This window comes from Neolewinella litorea (assembly GCF_004803465.1).
Taxonomy (GTDB): Bacteria; Bacteroidota; Bacteroidia; order Chitinophagales; family Saprospiraceae; genus Neolewinella; species Neolewinella litorea.
Window position 1 is genome coordinate 823,258 of sequence record NZ_SRSF01000001.1, and the last position, 20,083, is coordinate 843,340.

At 57.1% G+C, this 20,083-nt stretch carries 14 protein-coding genes; 10 read left to right on the forward strand and 4 right to left on the reverse strand.

The window, feature by feature from the left end:
* The first annotated feature begins 136 nt into the window (after positions 1-136).
* The 4 genes from E4021_RS03475 (at position 137) to E4021_RS03490 (ending at position 2,821) form a co-directional block, all read left to right on the forward strand.
* Positions 137-571, forward strand: coding sequence for a DUF2382 domain-containing protein (locus tag E4021_RS03475; protein ID WP_136456512.1), 435 nt, complete (start codon positions 137-139; stop codon positions 569-571).
* A gap of 96 nt (positions 572-667) precedes the next feature.
* Complete coding sequence (locus tag E4021_RS03480) at positions 668-1,444, forward strand: YsnF/AvaK domain-containing protein (protein WP_168797452.1); 777 nt, start codon at positions 668-670, stop codon at positions 1,442-1,444.
* 90 nt (positions 1,445-1,534) lie between these two features.
* Positions 1,535-2,197 carry a hypothetical protein gene (locus E4021_RS03485; RefSeq protein ID WP_136456514.1) on the forward strand — a complete coding sequence of 221 codons (663 nt, stop codon included), beginning with the start codon at positions 1,535-1,537 and terminating at the stop codon, positions 2,195-2,197.
* Between the two features lie 48 nt (positions 2,198-2,245).
* Complete coding sequence (locus tag E4021_RS03490; RefSeq protein ID WP_136456515.1) at positions 2,246-2,821, forward strand: YlmC/YmxH family sporulation protein; 576 nt, start codon at positions 2,246-2,248, stop codon at positions 2,819-2,821.
* 62 nt (positions 2,822-2,883) lie between these two features.
* Here the strand turns inward: E4021_RS03490 and E4021_RS03495 are convergent, their stop codons facing one another.
* A complete protein-coding gene (locus E4021_RS03495; protein ID WP_136456516.1) occupies positions 2,884-5,622 on the reverse strand; it encodes a putative LPS assembly protein LptD in 2,739 nt (912 codons plus the stop codon).
* A 186-nt stretch (positions 5,623-5,808) separates the two neighbouring features.
* Between E4021_RS03495 and E4021_RS03500 the strand changes: the two genes are divergently transcribed.
* Positions 5,809-7,212 carry a HEPN domain-containing protein gene (locus E4021_RS03500; RefSeq protein ID WP_136456517.1) on the forward strand — a complete coding sequence of 468 codons (1,404 nt, stop codon included), beginning with the start codon at positions 5,809-5,811 and terminating at the stop codon, positions 7,210-7,212.
* Between the two features lie 420 nt (positions 7,213-7,632).
* Here the strand turns inward: E4021_RS03500 and E4021_RS03505 are convergent, their stop codons facing one another.
* Entirely contained in the window at positions 7,633-9,615 is a 1,983-nt protein-coding gene (locus E4021_RS03505; RefSeq protein WP_136456518.1) for an OmpA family protein, read from the reverse strand.
* 157 nt (positions 9,616-9,772) lie between these two features.
* Here E4021_RS03505 and miaB point away from each other — a divergent pair, with 157 nt between their 5' ends.
* The 4 genes from miaB (at position 9,773) to E4021_RS03525 (ending at position 15,248) form a co-directional block, all read left to right on the forward strand.
* Positions 9,773-11,230 carry a tRNA (N6-isopentenyl adenosine(37)-C2)-methylthiotransferase MiaB gene (miaB, locus tag E4021_RS03510; RefSeq protein ID WP_136456519.1) on the forward strand — a complete coding sequence of 486 codons (1,458 nt, stop codon included), beginning with the start codon at positions 9,773-9,775 and terminating at the stop codon, positions 11,228-11,230.
* Positions 11,231-11,312: 82 nt separating this feature from the next.
* Positions 11,313-12,575 carry a sigma-54 interaction domain-containing protein gene (locus E4021_RS03515; RefSeq protein WP_136456520.1) on the forward strand — a complete coding sequence of 421 codons (1,263 nt, stop codon included), beginning with the start codon at positions 11,313-11,315 and terminating at the stop codon, positions 12,573-12,575.
* A 102-nt stretch (positions 12,576-12,677) separates the two neighbouring features.
* Positions 12,678-13,715, forward strand: coding sequence for an MlaD family protein (locus E4021_RS03520; RefSeq protein WP_136456521.1), 1,038 nt, complete (start codon positions 12,678-12,680; stop codon positions 13,713-13,715).
* Positions 13,716-13,727: 12 nt separating this feature from the next.
* Positions 13,728-15,248: an NAD(P)H-hydrate dehydratase gene (locus E4021_RS03525; RefSeq protein WP_136456522.1), complete on the forward strand. Its 1,521-nt coding sequence runs from the start codon at positions 13,728-13,730 to the stop codon at positions 15,246-15,248.
* Here E4021_RS03525 and E4021_RS03530 read toward each other — a convergent pair.
* Entirely contained in the window at positions 15,245-16,015 is a 771-nt protein-coding gene (locus E4021_RS03530; RefSeq protein WP_168797453.1) for an SDR family oxidoreductase, read from the reverse strand. The genes E4021_RS03525 and E4021_RS03530 overlap by 4 nt on opposite strands.
* 76 nt (positions 16,016-16,091) lie before the next feature.
* Here E4021_RS03530 and lon point away from each other — a divergent pair, with 76 nt between their 5' ends.
* Positions 16,092-18,509 (forward strand): endopeptidase La, encoded by a 2,418-nt coding sequence (gene lon / locus E4021_RS03535; RefSeq protein WP_211096951.1) that lies wholly within the window; start codon positions 16,092-16,094, stop codon positions 18,507-18,509.
* Here lon and E4021_RS03540 read toward each other — a convergent pair.
* Entirely contained in the window at positions 18,472-19,875 is a 1,404-nt protein-coding gene (locus E4021_RS03540) for a hypothetical protein (protein WP_136456525.1), read from the reverse strand. The two genes, lon and E4021_RS03540, sit on opposite strands and share 38 nt — an antisense overlap.
* Positions 19,876-20,083 lie beyond the last annotated feature (208 nt).

Below are 20,083 nucleotides of genomic sequence, written 5' to 3' on the forward strand. Positions count from 1 at the left end.
GTTCCGGATTGCCGGCTGCAATACCATCAGACCCCCGATCAGCAAGCTGATCGGGGGTTTTTTATGTCTTATTGGGTGGTAAATGGGAAAAAATCCAACATTTCAGAACAAATACCCCCCTTTTGCACATGTATAAATGATGGCAGACGACAAACAACGGAATAGAAATGAGGTGATTAACCGCGAAGTACCTGCGGACGAAGCCATTATTCCGGTAGTCAAGGAACAACTGGTTTTCACTAGTCAACCCACAGTCACCGGTGAAGTAAAGGTGGAAAAGCGGGTACGCACGGAAACCGTTGATGTGCCACTTACTACCATCGACACCTCTTACCGTGAACGGCGCCACACCGTCAATCGGGTGATCGACAGCATTCCCGAGGTGAGGTATGAAGGCGACAGGATTGTCATTCCTGTAGTACGGGAAGAAGAGGTAGTCACCAAGCGCCTGGTGCTTGTAGAGGAAATACACCTCACCAAAGAGCAGCGCGTCACCGAACGCACCACTTCCGTTTCGCTGCGATCAGAACAAGTAAACATCGCTCATGAAGAGCGCGGCTCCGATACCTAGTATCAGGACCCGGAACCTATATATTTTCTAACCAAACCAATATCATAAATTATGGACAACCACAATAATCAAACAGTAATAGGAATATTCGATACCATGACCCAGGCCCGCAGTGCCAAGAAAGCACTGGCCGATGCCGGATTCAGCGGCGATGCCGTTGACGTCAGCAAGTACGGCGAGCACGGTACCGTAGGAGACAACTACAAGCGCGACTCGCATAAAGTGGAAGGATTCTTTGACCGTCTTTTCGGCGATCACAAGGACGACAACCGCAACTACCATCGTAAAGATGCGGCGCGTGAAGTAGCCAGCCGGGGTACGGTAGTCACCGTACACACCGCCAATATGGAAAAAGCCAAACGGGCGGCCGCCATTTTGGACCAGTACGGTGCCATCGATCTTGATGATCGGTACAACAAGTACAACAACAACAGCTTTAACGCCGATGAAAACCGCAAGTCCCTTAACCAACGCTACGGCAACGTAGACAAGGAAGGCACCATCGAAGTGCTTAAAGAGGACGTAGCCATTGGCAAGAGGGACGTAAATACCGGAAGCATTTCGGTACGCAGCCACATCGTAGAGCGCCCGGTTGAGGAAACCCTCCGCCTGCGCACCGAAGAGGCCTATATTGAACGCAACAAGGTGGATCGGCCCGCCACTGGTGCCGAATTCAAGGACCAGAACATCACCGTAAAAGAAACCTCCGAAGAAGCGGTCGTGCAGAAAAAAGCACGCGTAGTGGAGGAGATCAAAGTCGGCAAAAATGTGGATACCCGTACCGAGAAGGTCCGGGAGACGGCACGGGAGACCGAGGTGGACATCGTCAAGAACGGCGAGAAAAACCGCAAGCACGAAACCGCCAAGCGGTAAACTAAACCCTCCTTCTCACCCAACAAAGGCCGCTTACTCCACATAATAGAGGAGTAAGCAGCCTATTTTATCACCCAAAACACATTTATCATGACACAGATTAGAATAGAAGAAAAACCGAATGGCGGCACCTCAATATGGCCGTGGATCATCGGATTACTGATCCTTGGACTCGCCGTCTGGGGAATCGCCGAAGCTTTTGAAGAGTCGGACGAAACCTACACCGAAGAAGTGCTGGAAGACGACGATAACGTCGCAGGCGTAGCCACCGGCATCGACGAGAATAACAATTACAAGGAGTACGAGACCGGCGCTGATTACACCAGCGCAGTAAGTGCCTACATGAGCACTACCGCCGATATGGAGGGCGAAATGGGGCTGGACCACGAATTCAGCCATCAAGCCCTTACCGAACTGGCCCAGGCCACCGTAGCCATTGCTGAGAATAAAGGCTTATTGACCGACGTATCCGCCCGCGAAAAGGCTGATCGGGTAAAGCGCCTTTCCGATGACATCATGAAGGACCCACTGGCCGGCGACCACGCCGATAAGATCAAGATGGCCGCCATGTTGATCACGGAAATGCTCGAAGACATCGACACCAAAGCCTACAACAGCCAGAGTGCTGACGACCTGAGTAAACTGCGCCAGGAAGCCCAGGCCATTTCCCCGGAAACACTGACCCTCAATCAGAAAGAGGACGTTCGTACCTTCCTCGGACAGGCCCGCATGGTTCTGGAACGGATGAGCTGATTCAGCAATTCCATTCCTGTATTTTTTTCAACCATAAAAAGTAAAACCATGAGTACCATAGTAAACGATCCAAACACCCGAAACGACGACAACGTCCGCACCACCAATAGTCGCCTCAAGTTTCTTGACGACATTTCCGGGTACAAGGTCCACCACGACGATATTGACCCCAGGGGCTATACCGTCAAGTTGACCTCCGGAGAAACCATAGGTGAGGTAGAAGGCCTGCTGGCCGACATGGACGCCAAGTTGGTTCGGTACATCGAAGTCGAAATTGACGACGACATTATCGATCGCCACGAACGCGGACTGTATGACGACGAAGACCGCCACGCCCTCATTCCCGTAGGGCTGGTACACATCGACAAGTCGACCAACAGTGTTGTGGTTTCGGGCCTCGGCTACGACCACTTGGTAGATTATCCCCGTTCCCACCGGGATCGCGGATACACCACGGGCTACGAGATCGACACCAACGATTACCTGGCCGGATTCCACGATTACGGCAACAGCTACAAGCGCGACCGGTACGCATCCGATGATTACCGTAATGCCGATCGGCTCGACGACGATTTCTACACCAGCGATTTCTACGCTACCCGTCCCTCCCGGAACAAAATGTAGTACCAGCCTCGCTGAGTAACAATTGACGCAACCCGTTTCGCCCCCGTGGCGAAACGGGTTTTTTAATTCCCGAACAGTCGTTGGCCATCGTATCGGTTCTGATTGATGGGTACTTCCAGGAAGTCAAAGGTACCGGGCTTGACAGCGATACTGAACTGGTAAGTATTGCGCTGCGGTGCCCAACTGAAGCGCATCTCCCAGCAGTGCAGGTCGCGCGCAAAACTCAGGTATGGATAGGTAATGCGCTTGCTGGTAAAGTCATAACCGATCTGGCCGACGTTTACGCTCCAGTTCTCGGTTAACTGCAGCGCGCCCCGCAGTTCCAGGCTGTTCGCCGTCGTGTTGAAGCGGAGGGTATCGCGGGCGCCAACCACGTCGGAAACCTCCCGGTCCAGGCTATAATTTAGGGTGTGCCGGATACTGAATTTTTCGAAGAGGCTCAAAATGTCCGTCTCCTCGAACAGGGTGTTCTCTTCCTCCCGCCGCTGGCGGCGCTCTTCGGCGATATCCGTCACGTACTCTTCTTCTTCCCCCTGAAACAACTGCCGGATCTTCGCTACCGTAACGTTGGTGGAAACGGTGCCGTTAAAGCGGTTCAGTTGAAAGGGCACGCCCCGGTCGCTGAGCGTAGTGCGGTTGATGCGCTCAATGGTCTCCGATTCGGGATCGAAAACGGTCAGGTAAGGATCAAGGGTTGCGCGCAGGTTCACCTGGGTGAGGCCTTTGAACAGACGGGTACTTCCTCCAATGTTGATGGTGCTCCACTGCAGGCTGTCGGCACCCAGGTCGTAGCTGCCGTTCACGCCGATGTTCTGGAAAAGCTTGATGATGTTGTCGGTGCTGTCCTTCCGACTGTACACCTTCGCCTCGAAGAGGTTGGAAATGCTGTAGTTGGCACGGAAACTCAAGTCCGACATACTTGGCGCGGAAAAGATTTGACCGGCAAAGGGGGTAACGAAACGGTTGGGATTACCCCGGGCCGGGTCGATTATATTTTCCTGAATGAAGTACGGCAGTCCACTGATGTAGTCCCGTGCATTAGAATAATCCGGGCTGTAGGAAATGGACACTGTGGGTTTCATCACGTGCCTTAACCCTTTCAACCCGAACAGGCCCCTACCCCGCAGTTGTACGGTTCCGAATAGCTGGGTGCTCACGCTCACGCCCGTATTGAAGGTGCGGTAACTGGCCAGCCCCGGATTCAATCGACTCGCGATGGTGGCAAAGGAGGTCGTATCAATGCGCACGTTGCCTTCCTCGTCAATCACCTCCTCGGTCTCGATCGTGGACGGATCCAGAAAATACTCCAGGGTTTTTCCGTAGTACACCTCGGCGTAGCTGGCGTTGGGGCTCACGTTAAAATACTTCAGCACGTTGAGGCTCAGGGCGGTGTTCACGCTGTGCTGGAAGCCGTAGCGCGCCTCGTCAAAAGTCTGCTGCGTGAAAAAAGTCGTATCCGTGCCGGTGAATTCCGTTTTGAGCTGACTGTTGTACCGGAAGCTCAGTTTCTTGTACCAGGCGTTCAGGTTGCCCGGCAGGTTGCGCAGGGGGTAGATCGTCTGGGTCTGGAAGCGGGCATCGGGAAAGCTGACCGAGATCTCTCGCGTCTGGTTGTTCTGGCTGTGGTTCAGGCCGGCCGTGAGGGTCGACTTTAGTGCGGGGAAGGTCTTGGTGATGTTCATCGACGACCGGATCACGTTCGTGCTCACCGCCTCGTAACTGTTCAAGAATCGCTGGTCGGCGAGGTTGGTCTGGAAGTTGATCGAGCCGCCGAAATTGAAGGTGGGGTGCGCCCGCTGGTCCTGCCGGTGCCGCCAGCCCAGGCTGATGCCGCGCTCGACAAACTGCTGCAGCTCACGGTCCTCCTGCCGCAGGTGCCGGTAACTAAAGTCGAAGTTACCCGAGTACTTGTAGCGCCGCCGGTAGCTAGTGGCCGTGTTGAGGGTGAAGGTGCCGTTGAGGTAGATATCAGCCGTAGCCTGCAAGTTGACGTGCTCCCCGATGGGGAAGAACCAGCCAATACCTTGAAAACCGAATCCCCACTGCTGGCTGTACTGGTAGTCGCTGGGAAACAACAGGCCGGTGCTCCGCCCGCTCTTCAGGGGAAAGAACCCGAACGGCAACCAGAAGGGGGTAGGCACACCCATGATTTCCAGATTGGACGGACCGATGATCGCCAGTTTGTGCGGCACCACCTTGGCCTTGGAGGTGCGGACCCCGAAGTGGGGATGGTCCAGCGAGCAACTGGTGAAGATGGCCCCCTCGGTGTAGATCACGTCGGAGCGGGTACTGTCGTTGGTCTGGACGGCCCCGCTCACGAACTGCGACTTGCCACCCCGCACGAAAACGTCATCCTGCGTGGTTACGGTTTCCGTGACAATGCCCTTCCGGCTCTTGAAGTTGTACTTTATACTCTTGGCGCTAAACTCCTGACCTCCATCGCTGAACTGTGGATCACCTCTTAACGTTCCAGAACTATCCGGCCATGGCTCGGCGACCACTAGATTGGTACCGTAATCGAGTACGATGTGGTCGGCCCGCAGGTTAATTTGCTGGTACTTCACCTGTGCTTCCCCGTAGAGGTGGATCTGCTGATTCTCCAGATCGACTTCCATGCTGTCGCGGCTGCTGTAGTCCACGGGTGCGTCCAGGCTGTCCTCACTGATCCGGTATTGGGCGGTGGAACCGACGAACCCGGCATCGATGGCAGAACTGTCTACCTGCGCGCCCGCCCAAGAAGAGAGCAGGAGAAGTCCGAAGATCAGGGCGCCGGTGCGCAGGTGCAAGGGGGGGTGGGTCAAGCTGGTCAAGTAGGCTGCCAGGGCAACGATGCCCGTACCGCATCCGCGGTTGGTTACTCCGGGCTTTAACGGTTCATTAATGAGGGGCGGCAAAAGTACGACAGCCACTGTTGTCGCCCTCCGGGGCGAAATGGCTATATTTCCGAGAATCCAATATTTATCAACTACTAGTCAATTATCTATGATATGCCCTCCAACTTCATCTTCGAGCTACTGTGCATCGACCCCGACGACATCAGCGATCAGCGCGGCTTTATTCACGCCATCAGCTACAGTAATGACGTGTGGAATGGGCGTTCCCCCATCATCACGAAAGACAAGAACGGCAATGACTATATCAAGGGGGAAAGTGGACTAACCGTTACCGTTATCAATGTTGACACGAGCAAAATCCTCACTGATCTGGTTGAAGCAGCCTTCGTCCTGCGCGTGGAGAGCCCCATGTTTGAACCCTTGGAGCCCTTCCGCCAGCGCCTGCTGCGCCACCTGAGCGAGAAATTGCGGTTCGCCCACCTGCGCGTGCTGCAGGACGACATCAGCAGCGAAATCGCCAACCAGCTCTATCCCAAGATCAATGCCGTAGAGAACCTGCTGCGGCGCTACCTGATCAAATTCTTCTTCCAGCGCGTGGGGATGTCCTGGTGGGAAGTGACGGCTACTCCGAAAATGATCGAGAAGGTCAAGGCGCGGCAGCGCAACCGGTCGAACCAGTTCAGCTACTTCATCAATAGCGACATCGAGTTTGCCGACTTCGACGACCTGGGACTGCTGATCTATAAGCAGTCGACCGGCTTTAACGAACCGGAGAAAGTGCTGGAAAAGCTCACCAGCATCGAAACCCTGGAAGAGCTGCAGGACCTCAAAAGCAACCTGGAAGGCAACTACACCAAGTACTTCAAGACCTTCTTCCGCGACAAGAATTTCGAACGCTTGTGGAAGGAAATGTCCAAGATCCGGAACAAGGTGGCCCACCAGGCAACCTTCTTCCACAGCGAGTTGCGCAAGGGTATCGAACTATCGGCTGAATTGACTTCCATCATCAAGGAGGCCGAAAACCACATTGACGAGATCGTCCTCTCCCTCAAGGAGAAACAGGCCATCCACCAGGCCGCCGCCGAAGTGGTGCGCGAAGAACAGGAAGAAGCCGAAGCCGCCGTTCAGCAGGCGCAGGAAATTACCAACCGTACCTCCCACGCCTCGCCCGAAGAGTCGGCCGCGGCCCAGTTGGCCAGTCACGCCGAACACGTCCAGGAAAGAGGCGACCACCGCGTAAAACTCACCGGCCCGAAGATCATCGGTAAGATCAAGCTGGAACACAAGACCAACACCTACCGCGATACCGCGCCTCCGGGCTACCGGGTTATCACCGCCGAGGAGATACTGGAAGAACTGCACGAAGCCCTCCACCTGAACTTCACCACCTACGTAGGGCTGAAGTGGTTCGTCACCCAGTACCTCGCCAACAAAGGTTACGCCATCGGCACTACCTACTCCCTGGTCAACATCCTCATCGAGCAAACCCAGATCGAACTTTACGACTACGAAAGCTCCGAAGGGTACATGATCAAGGCTGTGCGGCTGCCTAAATAAGGGGCTAAGGGGCTAAGGATTCAATCTGTCCTGCTCTTTTGTATTCGCTAATTTCAATGGGTCAATGGGTCAATGGGTCAATGGGTCAATGGGTCAATGCTCCCTGCTTTTCTGTGTTTATCTAGGGCAGGTTGCGTGGGTGGTAATAAGGAACGTAATGAATGGCGTAATGGAGCTTGCGGGGTTCAAAACACCTCGTGGCTCCTGCCTTGAGTGATTACTCCCTGGCTCACGATTTGGTCACACGTGAAGGTCTTGCACATAAGCTCACCTGACTTCACGCATAGCGCCGAGTTCAGCCAACGCCCCCAGTATTCAATTATGATTTAGGTCCGCCCCCCTTTACTACGTGGATGCCCAAAAGTCTCAGGATTATACATGGGCCCCCTTGACCCCCTGACCCCCTGACCCCCTGACCCCCTACTCCAAAATCCGAAAAGTAGTACGCCGGTTAAGCTGGTGCTGGTCTTCGGTACAGCGTTCGCAGATGCACTCGGCGATGGGTTGACTTTCCCCGTAGCCGCGGGCGGCTAGGCGGTCGGCGCTGATGCCTTTGCTGATGAGGTAGTCTACGGCGGCTTGGGCGCGGGCCTGGCTCAGGGTTTCGTTGTAGGCATCGCGACCGCGGCAATCGGTGTGGCTGCCCAATTCGATGCGGATGTCGGGATTGCGGGTGAGGACTTGCGATAGCTCATTAAGGGTGGGCTGGGCGTCCTGGCGGATGAAGCTTTCGTCGAAGTCGTAGTAGATATTCTCCAGGACGATCTCCTGGTTGCGGAAGATCTTCTCGATCTCCAATTCCAGTTCGTAACGCTGCTCGGGTGCTTCGGGATCCCGGGGCAGATTGCGGCTGCTGAATCGGCCTTCGTCGGAAAGGTAGTCGGGGCGTTCGGCACGAAACTGATACTCCTGATTGTCAACGAGGACAAGGCTGAGTTGCCCTTCCTCATTGGTGGTAACGGTGCGGCTCTGGTCGCCGATACTGGCTATGACCGTGGCGTTCGGTACCGGCCGGAGGCCCAGTACCCGGCTACGGGGATTGCCGGGCTCCTCGAAAATTTTTTCTACCACCGTTACGTCCAGGACGTTGCGGAAGACCACGGGATCGGGACTGGGCGGTGGCGGCGGAAGTACGGTCTTGGTATAGGCGTAGATGTCGTCGCTGCCTGCGCCCCCCGGCCGGGAACTGCTGAAGTAGCCGGTGGTGGTGGATCCAATACCGGTACCGTTTCGTTCGACAATGGTGTAGGCAAAGTCGTCGGCACCACTATTGATGGGCATCTTGAGGTTTCGGGGGGCGTTGTAGCGACCGTCTTCCAGGGGCCAGGTGCGGAAAATATCCAGTCCGCCGAGGCCCTCCAGCCCATCGCTGGAAAAGTACAGGGTATCGCCGTCGAGAGTAGGAAACTGCTCGTTGCCATCGGTATTAATGGCGCGGCTCATTAGATCCGGCGTGCCCCATTTGCCGTCGGGGAGCCGGTCTACGGCATAGAGGTCGTAGCCCCCCCACCCTTCGTTCAGATTGGCGGAGAAGATCAGCCGGTTGCCATCGGCCGTAACTGCCGGGTGCATGTAATTGGCATCGGGGGTTACGAAGGGTAGTTTCTCCGCGGAACTCCAGCCGCCGCCCACCCGCTCACTCCGGTAGATGCCGCAATAGGCGTCGCTCCGCTTGGCCGGCGGACTGCAACGGGTAAAGTACATGGTGTTGCCGTCGGGGCTGAACGACGGGGTTCCCTCGTTAAATTCGGTATTGACGGAAGGATTGAAGGGGGTCACAGCCGAGGATGTGGGATCCGGAGCGGCAAACAGATCGCTGAAACTACGGCCCGTCCATTTGTAGGTATCGTCGCCGGTGGCGGCACTGCGGTCGCTGGTGAACACCAACCCATCGTCGAGGGATACGGCTGCGTAATCCGCGCCGGGACTATTGAATGCAACGGGGCTTACCTCGTATTCCGGCACCTCTTGCGCTTCCCGTTCCGCCTTGAGCCGCATGGCGAGTTCGGCGCCGGCGATGTCCTTCCGAAATTCGTAACGGGAACCGATCTCAAATCCCAGGTCGGTATAGGTCTGAATGGCCTCCTCATACCTTTCCAGCCGCTTGAGCGCGGAAGCTTTCTCCCGCAGCGCATCCGGCCCGACGCCATTGTCGTACGCCATCTGGAACCATTCCACGGCTTGCGCGTCCCGTCCAGTTTCCCGGTAACTGATGGCCAGGTTCATCGCGATTCTGCCTTGCTCGCCACGGCTCTTGGCCCGCTTGAATTCCCTTTCCAGCATGGGCACGGCTACGTCGTACTGCTTCCGTTCCACCGCCGTGGTCCCGTCGGTGATCTTCGCGGTGTAGGTGCAGCCGCCGGCCAGAAGGAGAACGAAAGCAATCAACAGAATACGGTACATCGCAGGTAGGCTTTGCTCGAAAACGGTTGGACCCGACCATTGTTGCCGGGCGGGCGTCAGCGGGATGGCGCAGGGTCTTTTACCCCACAGTTATAGTCCTGAATACTGACAATCTGTCAGCTAAAAATACTACCTTTGCGCGCTAAAGCGGCATCAGATGTACAACGACAATCCGACCATCAACGAACTAAAGCCCGACAAGACCGTCGACGAAACGGCCCAGGGCCAGGTGTACGGTGAGGTTGTGCTAGAGGATCCCGCGGTCGCCAAACGGTTCTACATCGAGAGCTACGGTTGTCAGATGAACTTCAGCGATTCGGAGATCGTAGCCAGCATCCTCGGAGAAGCGGGCTACGGCCCGACGCGCAACGTCGAGGCGGCCGACCTGATCCTGATCAATACCTGCTCCATCCGGGAAAAAGCCGAGGACACGGTGCGCAAACGCCTACGCGTGTTTGACAAGGTAAAGCGTAAGCGCCCCGGCACGATGGTGGGTGTACTGGGCTGCATGGCCGAGCGTCTGAAAGCTAAATTCCTCGAAGAAGAGAAGCTTGTTGACCTGGTGGTCGGACCAGATGCCTACCGCGACCTGCCCGGTCTGGTGGCCGGCGCGGAGGAAGGTGAAAAAGGGGTGAACGTGTTCCTGAGCCGCGAGGAAACCTACGCCGACATCAATCCCCTGCGCCTGCAGAGCAACGGGGTCACAGCCTTCATCTCTATTATGCGGGGCTGCGACAATATGTGTTCCTTCTGCGTGGTGCCCTACACCCGGGGCCGGGAACGCAGTCGGAATGCCTTCAGCATAGTTGCGGAAGCTACCGACCTGTTTAATCGGGGCTTCCGGGAGGTCACCCTGCTCGGCCAGAATGTTGACAGCTACAAATGGACCAATCCGGAAACCCAGGAGACGGTCAATTTTGCCGGCCTCCTCAAGCTTACCGCACAGGTTGATACCGACCTGCGTATTCGCTTCAGTACCAGTCACCCAAAGGACATCACCGACGAAGTACTTTACACCATGCGGGACCACGATAACATCTGTAAGTACATCCACCTGCCGGTCCAGTCGGGCAACAGTCGCATACTGGACCTGATGAACCGTACCTACGACCGGGAGTGGTACAAGGCCAAGATCGACCGCATCTATGACGTCATGCCGGACTGCGCCATCAGTTCCGACATCATCACCGGATTTTGTACGGAAACCGAGGAAGAGCACCAGGACACACTGAGCATGATTGATTACGCCCGCTACAGCATGTCGTACATGTTCTACTACTCCGAGCGCCCTGGTACACCAGCGGCCCGCAAGCTGAATGATGACGTGCCTCTGGAGGTAAAGAAGCGCCGCCTGCAAGAAATCATCGATCGCCAAACCGCGCTGAGTGACGCCCTTAACCGGCAGGACATCGGGAAAACATACCGCGTACTGATCGAAGGGGCCAGCAAGCGGTCGGATCAGGATTGGAAAGGCAGGAACAGCCAGAACAAGATGGTCATCTTCCCGAAACTTGATGGGTCCGCACCCGGCGATTACGTTCACGTTACCATTCACGACGCAACCAGTGCCACTCTCCTGGGCACCCAGCAAACAACTGTCACCGCATTCCGGTAAGGCAGAGGGTCCTTTGAGGACAAGCGAATCTGATTAACCCACGCCAGTAAGCACCAGCGCGAAAGCAGCCAGAGTTCATCAAATGTCTAACTACACGAGTATCAAGCGCCGCTACGGCATCGTCGGTCGCTCCCCCGTCCTGGAAAATGCCCTGCACACCGCAGTACGGGTCGCGCCTACGGAACTGTCGATCCTCATCACCGGCGAGTCCGGCGTCGGCAAAGAAGTTTTCAGCCGGATCATTCATGACAATAGTCCGCGCAAGCACGAGAAATTCATCGCCATCAACTGCGGCGCAATTCCGGAGGGCACTATCAACAGTGAACTGTTCGGTCACGTCAAGGGAGCCTTCACCAACGCAACCGGCGATCGCAAGGGCTACTTCGAGACCTACGACGGGGGAACCATCTTTCTGGATGAGATCGGGGAGATGCCGCTTGACACCCAGACCTATCTGCTGCGAGTACTGGAAAGTGGGGAATTCATTCGCGTGGGTTCCAGCACGGTGCAGCGTACGGATGTCAGGATCGTGGCGGCCACCAACCGCAAGCTGACGGACCGCATCAAGAGTGGAAAGTTTCGGGAGGACCTATACTACCGCCTGGCTACCGTCAATATTGAGTTGCCTAGTTTACGTGAGCGGCCGGAGGACATTTACCTGCTCTTTCGCTATTTCGCCAACAACTTCGCCGAGCGGCAGGGCTTCGACCCCGTACAGATCGACGATGAGGCCCGGTGGCTGCTGGAGAATTACCGCTGGCCGGGTAACATCCGCGAACTGAAAAACGTGGCCGAGCAACTCAGCATTCTGGCCGAGAAGCGCGACCTCACCGCCGTCGACCTCCTCTCCATGATGCCGAAACTGCGCGAACGCAACCTGCCGGCAGTAACCGCGAACGCCTCGAGTGACGGGATGCAGGAACGGGAGATCCTATATAAAGTACTATTCGACATGAAGTCGGATCTCAACGACCTTAAGGGTCTCATCTTCGAACTGATCCGCAACAATGACCTGCGGGTACCCGATATGGGCAAGATTCGGTCGCTCCAGTTGCCCGGTGCCTATCCCGATGCCGCCGATGAGATCGACCGCCGGGCCGGTGTGGAAATGGAGGAATTCCGATCGAACACGGAAGACCCCATTATCGTGGATACTGGCCTGCAGCGGGCCTACGACCGCAGTGAGATCGTGGAGGAAGACCTCAGCCTGGCCAATGCCGAGCGTGAGCTCATCAGCAAGGCCCTCAAAAAGCACAACGGCCGCCGCAAGGAGGCCTCCAATGAACTGGGCATCAGCGAACGGACGCTGTACCGTAAAATAAAGGAATACGAGATCGAGGAATGATCTGCCCCGCGGCCGCCGGGCAAACCTAACTTGCGGCCGTTGTGTTACAGTCCCGTGTTTCATCCAGGGCATGTTATGTGCCCCCCATTATGACCCCTCCCTATGCGTTACGAAGTAAAGATTGGAATCCTGGCCGTAGTGGCTATTCTACTTGCCTTTTGGGGTTTCAAATTTATTCAGGGGAGCAATCTCTTCACTTCGTCCCAGACCTATTACGTAGAATATAAAGACGTCGCCGGCCTCACGGTAGGCACTCCCGTTCAGATCAGCGGCGTATCGGTGGGTTCGGTAAAGGCCATTCAACTTGACCAGCAGAAAAAGCTCGTCGTAGTAACCCTGGAGGTCCGCAAGAACGTCAACATTCCCGAAGGTACCCGCGCGTACATTACTACCGTTAGCCTCCTGGGCGAAAAGGCCGTTGAACTGCAATACGAACGGCCCTGCTTTGGTGACGGAGACTGCGCCGAGAGCGGCTCCTTCCTGACTGGATCATCCAAGGGGATCCTTGCTTCTTTTTTGGGCACCGATCCGGACGGAGATCCCGCGTCGGCCATCAAGGATCAGGTCACCGAAGCGGTGGACAGTCTGCAGTGGACGCTATTCAGCGAAGAAAGCAACAATCCGATCGCCCGCTCTTCCCGTGACCTGGCCGTCACCATGGAAAACCTTAAGGCCACCACCGCCCAGTTGCAGGCGATTATGAACGCCAACTCGCGGCAGATCAATTCTACCTTCCGCAACCTCGAAAGTCTTACCGGTGCCCTCAGTGATAAGGAAGAAAGTATCAGTAGCATCATTGATAACGCGGACACCCTAACCAGTAACCTGAGCAACCTCGAGCTGCAGCAGACCGTGGAGGAAGTGAACGCCAGCATAGTTCGGCTGCGCGGTACACTCGACGAAGCCGACCGCGCCCTGGGCGGCGTGACCGCCGTCATGCAGGAAGTTCAGAACGGTGAGGGTACCCTCGGTAAATTGCTCACCGACGACGAAATCTACCAGCGCCTTAACCGGGCAAGTCTCGCGGCGGATACCCTGCTCTCCGATTTCCAGGAGCGTCCTTACCGCTACGTCCCCTTCAAGAGCCGTAAGCGGGTGTTGAAGTTCGATCGCAAGGACGACGAATTGGAAATAGAATAGCCAATCACCACCATGCTCATCCTTACGGCACAGCAGCACCGGGCGCTCGATCAGGCCACCCTGCAACGGGACGGTATCAGCAGCTTGGAACTCATGGAGCGTGCCGCCACCGCCTGGGCTACGCACTTCGTTGAGCGGTACCCCGACAAGAGCCGAGAAATCGTGGTGCTGTGTGGCCCAGGGAATAATGGTGGAGACGGCCTGGCCATAGCTCGGCTGTTGCGTTTCGAAGCCTACACGATCAGCGTCATCGTGGCTGATATTGCACCCGCGTCGCCCGACAACCAAATCAACCGCAAGCGCGCCAAGGACGTAGGCGTCCACATCCGCACCCTGCGGGAGAATGACCCCCTACCCTCCTTCCGTAAGCGCAGTATTGTCATCGACGCCCTTTTCGGCACGGGTCTCAGCCGGCCGATTGAAGGATACTGGGCCACCCTCATCGAGCACCTGAATGAACAGCCCGTTGTCCGGGTAGCGGTTGATCTGCCCAGCGGGCTGCGCACGGATGAACCCTCCGACGGGGCGGTGGTGCAGGCGCATACCACCCTGAGCCTGGGGTATCCAAAACTTGCCCTGTTCTCCCCGGCCAGCACTACTTTTCTGGGTGACTGGGATCTGGTTTCCTTCAGGCTGGCCGACCCCTTGCAACTCGAAGAAGTTGACGAATCTACGCCCCGGATGCTCACGACTGGCCCGGTGGCACAGTTGCTTAAAAAGCGACACGCCAACGATCATAAGGGAACATTCGGGCACGCCCTCTTGGTGGCCGGCGGCTTCGGCAAAATGGGTGCTGCCGTGATTAGCGCGCGTGCCGTACTTCGCGCCGGTGCCGGACTCGTGACCGTGCACATTCCCCGCGTGGGATACGAGATCCTCCAGATCAGTCTGCCGGAAGCCATGTGCAGCGTCGACGAGCACCGCTACATCATCACTGCAGTAGGTGATCCGGGGGCTTATAAGACCATCGGGGTCGGTCCGGGCCTAGGCACCCGATCCGCTACCCAAAACGCCTTCTTTGAGCTGCTGGACAATTTCTCCCGGCCCATGGTTATCGACGCCGATGCCCTGAATATGCTGGCCCAGTCGCCGGAACGGCTCGGAGACCTACCGGCCGGGAGCCTCCTCACCCCCCACCCCAAGGAATTTGAACGGTTGTTCGGGGCTACCGAAAACGACTTCGCTCGTTGGGAGCTACAGCGCAACAAAGCACGGGAACTGAACTGCGTGGTGATTCTGAAGACGGGCTACACCTCCATTGCCACCCCGGACGGGCGCCAGTATTTTAATACCACCGGCAACCCCGGAATGGGCACCGGCGGAACCGGCGACGCGCTCACGGGTATCCTTACCGGCTTACTGGCCCAGGGTTACGCTCCGGCGAACGCGGCTCGGTTGGGCGTTTATCTGCACGGACTCGCCGGAGACCTGGCGGCCCGCGACCTGGAACAGGAAAGCCTGTTGGCCGAAGACCTGGTGAGTCACCTCGGCAAAGCCTTCAAGAAATTGCACCGGGCGGCCGAGGATCACTAATAGCCGATCACCTTTTTCAGCAAAAACCGCCGCAAACCGAAAGGAAGAAACCGACCAGCCACCGAGAAGACCTTGGTGTCCGCCCCAACGTAGTGGTGCACCTTGCTGGAGGACAAACTGCCGAATACCGCCTCTGCGATGTCCTCGGCCGTCAGGCGGATCCCGCTTTCCGGTAGTTTGCGAAGTAGGTGGCGGTTCTCGGTGATGAGGGGGGTACGTGCGTACATGGGGTTAATGTCGCATACCCGGATGTCGTCCCTCTCCCAGGCGATGTCCAGACTTTCCGTGAAACTGTTCACCGCCCGCTTGCTGAGGCTGTAGGCGACGAGCTCCGGATTCCCGTGCAGGGCGGAAGCGCTGCCCAGATTAATTAACCGTGCACCCGGCGTGGCCTTAAGCAAGGGGTAGCCGTAGTATGCCATGTTCATCACCCCTTTTACGTTCACGTCGATGACCCGGTGCTCGGCCGCAAGCGGCAGCGTGTCAAAACTGCCTACGCTGATGATGCCGGCGTTGTTGAGCAACACGTCCAGCCGTCCGCCGGTCCGCTCCCCGAAGGCCGCCATGGCGTCCCGGCAATCCTCCGGGTCGGTGACGTCCAGCCGGCGCACGAAGCAGTGCTCGGCCCCGTATTGATCCCGCATTTCCTGCAGTCCTGGCTCGTCCAGATCGAACAGCCCGAGGAAATAGCCGGCGGAGGCAAAACGCCGTGCGCAGGCCCTTCCGAATCCCCCCGCGGCACCCGTTATAACAATCGTTTTTTGCATAGCGTGTAAGGTAATTCCACCGTTGAACAAAAACGGACGGTCGTCAGTATTGTAGCGAAAGCCAAAGCCGCAGCCCTTGCAAGACGAAACCCAACAGAACGATATTAACGGAATGATGCACGACGGAGCCATGCAGCTTGTTGATCCGTCCCTGCCCCAGCTACTGACCATTTTACCCCTGTCCCAGCGCCCCATTTTCCCCGGCACCGCCCTGCCCATGACCTTCAGCGGCCAGGACAAAATGACCGCGATCAAGATCGCCATTGATCAGCACGATGGCTACATCGGCGCGGTACTTGAGAAGGAAACCAACGACGACGACTACCGGGAGTCGGAATACTACGAAGTAGGCACGGTCTACCAGATCATCAAGGCGATGCCGATGGGGCCGAACGGCATCCAGGTCCTCGGCCGCACCATCAAGCGGTTTCGCCGGCAGCGGGTAGTACAGACCGAGCCAAGCCTGCGGTGGCGGGTGGAATACGACAACCAGCCCGTGGTTAAGCCGGATCCCGAACTGAAAGCCTACATGCTGGCCATCAGTTCCGACATCAAAAGCCTGCTGGCCCTCAACCCCCTATTCCAGGAACAGGTCAATATGGTGGTCACGCAGCTGAACTACGACAAGCCCGGACAGACCATCGACGTGATTTCCAACCTCGTAAGTTCGGAGCGGGACAAACTGCAGGAACTGCTGGAAACCTGGAACATCGTCGACCGCGCCAAGCTGCTGCTGAACATCATCAAGGATGAGCTGCAGGTTGCCAGGATCCAGTCGCGCATCAACCAGCAGATCGAAGAGGGGGTCAACGCCAAGCAAAAGGAGTACTTCCTGCGCGAGCAACTCTCGGCTATCCGCCGTGAACTGGGCGAGGAACAGGACGAAGGAGAAAGCATCACCGAACGTATTCTGGCAATGCTGGAAGGCAAAGAAATGCCCGAGGCGGTGCGGGAAGTCTTCGACCGGGAGATGAGTAAGCTTCGATCCCTTAATACCCAGAGCCCGGAATTCAACGTCACCCGTACTTACCTGGAAACCCTGGCCGGACTGCCATGGGGAGTCTTCAGTCCGGATACCAACGACATCGCCGAAGCCCGACGCATTCTTGACGCCGACCACTACGGACTGGAGGACGTCAAGGACAACATTCTGGAGTTTTTGGCTACCATCATCAAGCGCAGTTCCGTGGCCGGTAGCATCATCTGCCTCGTCGGCCCCCCGGGCGTCGGCAAAACCAGCATCGGCCAGAGCATTGCCCGTGCCCTGGGTCGGGAGTTTTACCGCTTCAGCGTGGGCGGCATGCGCGACGAGGCCGAGATCAAGGGGCACCGCCGCACTTACATCGGTGCCATGCCCGGCAGGCTCATTCAGGCCATCAATCGGGCCAAAAGCAGCAATCCCGTGATCCTCATCGACGAGATCGACAAACTGGGTAGCGGCCACGGCGATCCGGCTTCCGCCCTGCTGGAAGTGCTGGACCCTGAACAGAACGAAACGTTCATGGACCACTACCTGGATGTTCCTTTCGACCTGTCCAACGTCCTTTTCCTGACCACGGCCAACCAGCTGGACACCATCCCCGGACCCCTTCTAGACCGCATGGAAGTTATACGACTCAGCGGTTACATCAAAAATGAGAAGGTCAAGATCGCCCAGCAGTACCTCATCCCCCGGCAACTTAAGGAACACGGCTTCGCCACCGACGAGGTCACCTTCACCGACGAAGCTCTGGACTTCCTGGTCGACCGCTACGCCAGGGAAGCCGGGGTGCGCAACCTCGAAAAGCAAATCCGCAAGATCATTCGCAAGCTGGTCCTGAAACAGGCGGAAACCGAGCAGCACAGTTTCGAAGTTACCGAGGAGGCCGTCAAGGAAATGCTCGGCCGGCCCCGTTTCACGACCGAAAAGTTGTACGACGCCCCGATCCCGGGCGTCGTGCTTGGACTTGCCTACACCGCCCTCGGGGGCGCAACCCTTTATATCGAGGCGCAGGGCATCCCAGCCGAATCTTCCGGCTTCCGACTTACCGGACAACTGGGGGACGTGATGAAGGAGAGTGCCCAGATCGCCCTGAGCTACGTGAAGGCCCTACTGACCAGTCAGGACAACCACTATTACGATAAGCACCAGGTACACCTGCACGTGCCGGCGGGTGCCACGCCGAAGGATGGCCCCAGCGCGGGAATTACCATGGCCCTGGCCCTCTATACCCTCGCCACCGGGCAGCCGCCGCGCGACAGCCTGGCAATGACGGGGGAACTCACCCTCACCGGGCGGGTACTCCCGATCGGAGGGGTGAAGGAAAAGACCATCGGGGCCCGCCGGGTAGGCATCGACACCCTCATCTTCCCGGAGGAAAACCGCCAGGATTATGAGGATCTCGATGACTATTTGAAGGAGGGACTGACGGCCCACTTCGCCAAGACGTTCACCAACGTCCTGGATATCGCGCTGACTAAGACTCCGTCTTCTTCCGCTTCCGTGGTGTCTTGAAGAATTCCTTGAGCTGTTTGTCGGTCATGAAGTTGTAGTCCGTCCACGTAGATACGGTCGTCTTCTTGATGTCCCGGTAATCCTTGCCGCGCTTGTTGGTGTGTACCTTGATCAAACGCTTGGTGTAGCGGATAGCCAGGCGGCGCAGTTCCTGGTTGAACTGCTCGTTGGCGAAGATTTTCATGTAGACCGGGAACTGCTTGCCGGTGACGCTGAACCACTCATTGTAATCGTCGGTACCGAGGCTGGCGGCCAGGCGGTCGAAGTACACCAGTACACTCTTGCGCACGTTTTCGTTGAAGTCGCTCAGACCCTCGTGCTTCAGCACTTCTGCCTGAATGGCTTCCTGTACGTCGGGCTCGGTGAAGCCTTCGTTGTGGAGGCGGTCGGTAAGGTTGAAGTAGGCAGTCAGGTCATCCTCGATGCTGCGGTCGACAATCTGACCCAGGGCCAGTTCCTGGTCGGGACCGAAGGTTACTTTAGGGTCGTTCTTGAGGCGGAGCAGGAAGCTCATCACCTGTGCTTCTACGCGTTCGGGATTCTCTTTACGTTCCCGGTTCAGGACGGCGACAATGTCGTCCCGCGTTTCCCCTTCAGGGGTCAGGAAGGCACCATAGATGATAATCGGTTCGATGAGTTCCTTACGGCCGGCGAAGTCGGAGTTGGTGGCAAACTGGTAGAGGGGTGCCGGCAGGGCGTCGTTGTTCAGTTCGGCGTTGGATACCCGGTACAGGAGGAAGTCCACCATGTGATCGGTGTGCGAGATCAGTTCGGCAGCCTCCAGGGGGAAGGGCGCGTACTGGTAATTGCGGCTCATGAACTGCCGCTTGTAGCGGTCGTAGATCTGCTTGCGACCGGCGGCCGTGCGGGCGTCGTCGGACTTCTGCTGGAGCAGGAACTGACGTACCCGCTTGGTGGGGATGCCATCTACCAGACCCGTTACGTAGATGTCGCTGCTCAGGGCGAATCCTACCTGTACGGCCTGGCCGATCCGGCTGCGCAGCTGGTCGAAGTTCATGTTCCCGGCAATGTAGGTCAGCACTTCCCCGAAGTGGTCGTTCTGCCGCGTATAGTGGTAGTGCTCGTTGATCTGGGGGCGCAGTACGCTGTACCCGAGTACCCGGGGCAGGAACAGTCCTTCAAAGCGGTCGTCCAAGAGGTACCGCTCAAAGCTTTCGATCTCGAATGGCGAATAGTGGTTGATCTGCTCGTGTGCGGCCTCGATCTGAGGCTCGAATTCAGCTTTCAGGGCTTCGTAGTATTCGTCCTCTTCCTCTTCCAGGTATTGGGCCAGGGTGGGACTTTCCTGGATCGCGTCGGCGATCGCGTCTAGGTGGGCTTTATAGGTATCGTTCAGTTCGTACATATCGTGCGTAAACTTTAGCGTAGTAAAAGAAAACCCGGTAGTGCCACTTAAGGCATTACCAGGATCTTGCGGCTCCCGTGAGCGCGCTTGTCCGGCGAAGATAGCGATTTTATCCGGTATTGCCCCTGCTCACCGGGCTTACCTGCCACGACCCGTTCGGTGCGTATACCCTTTTGCGGCGGAGCGCGGGTGCCGGGCAAGGAGAAGC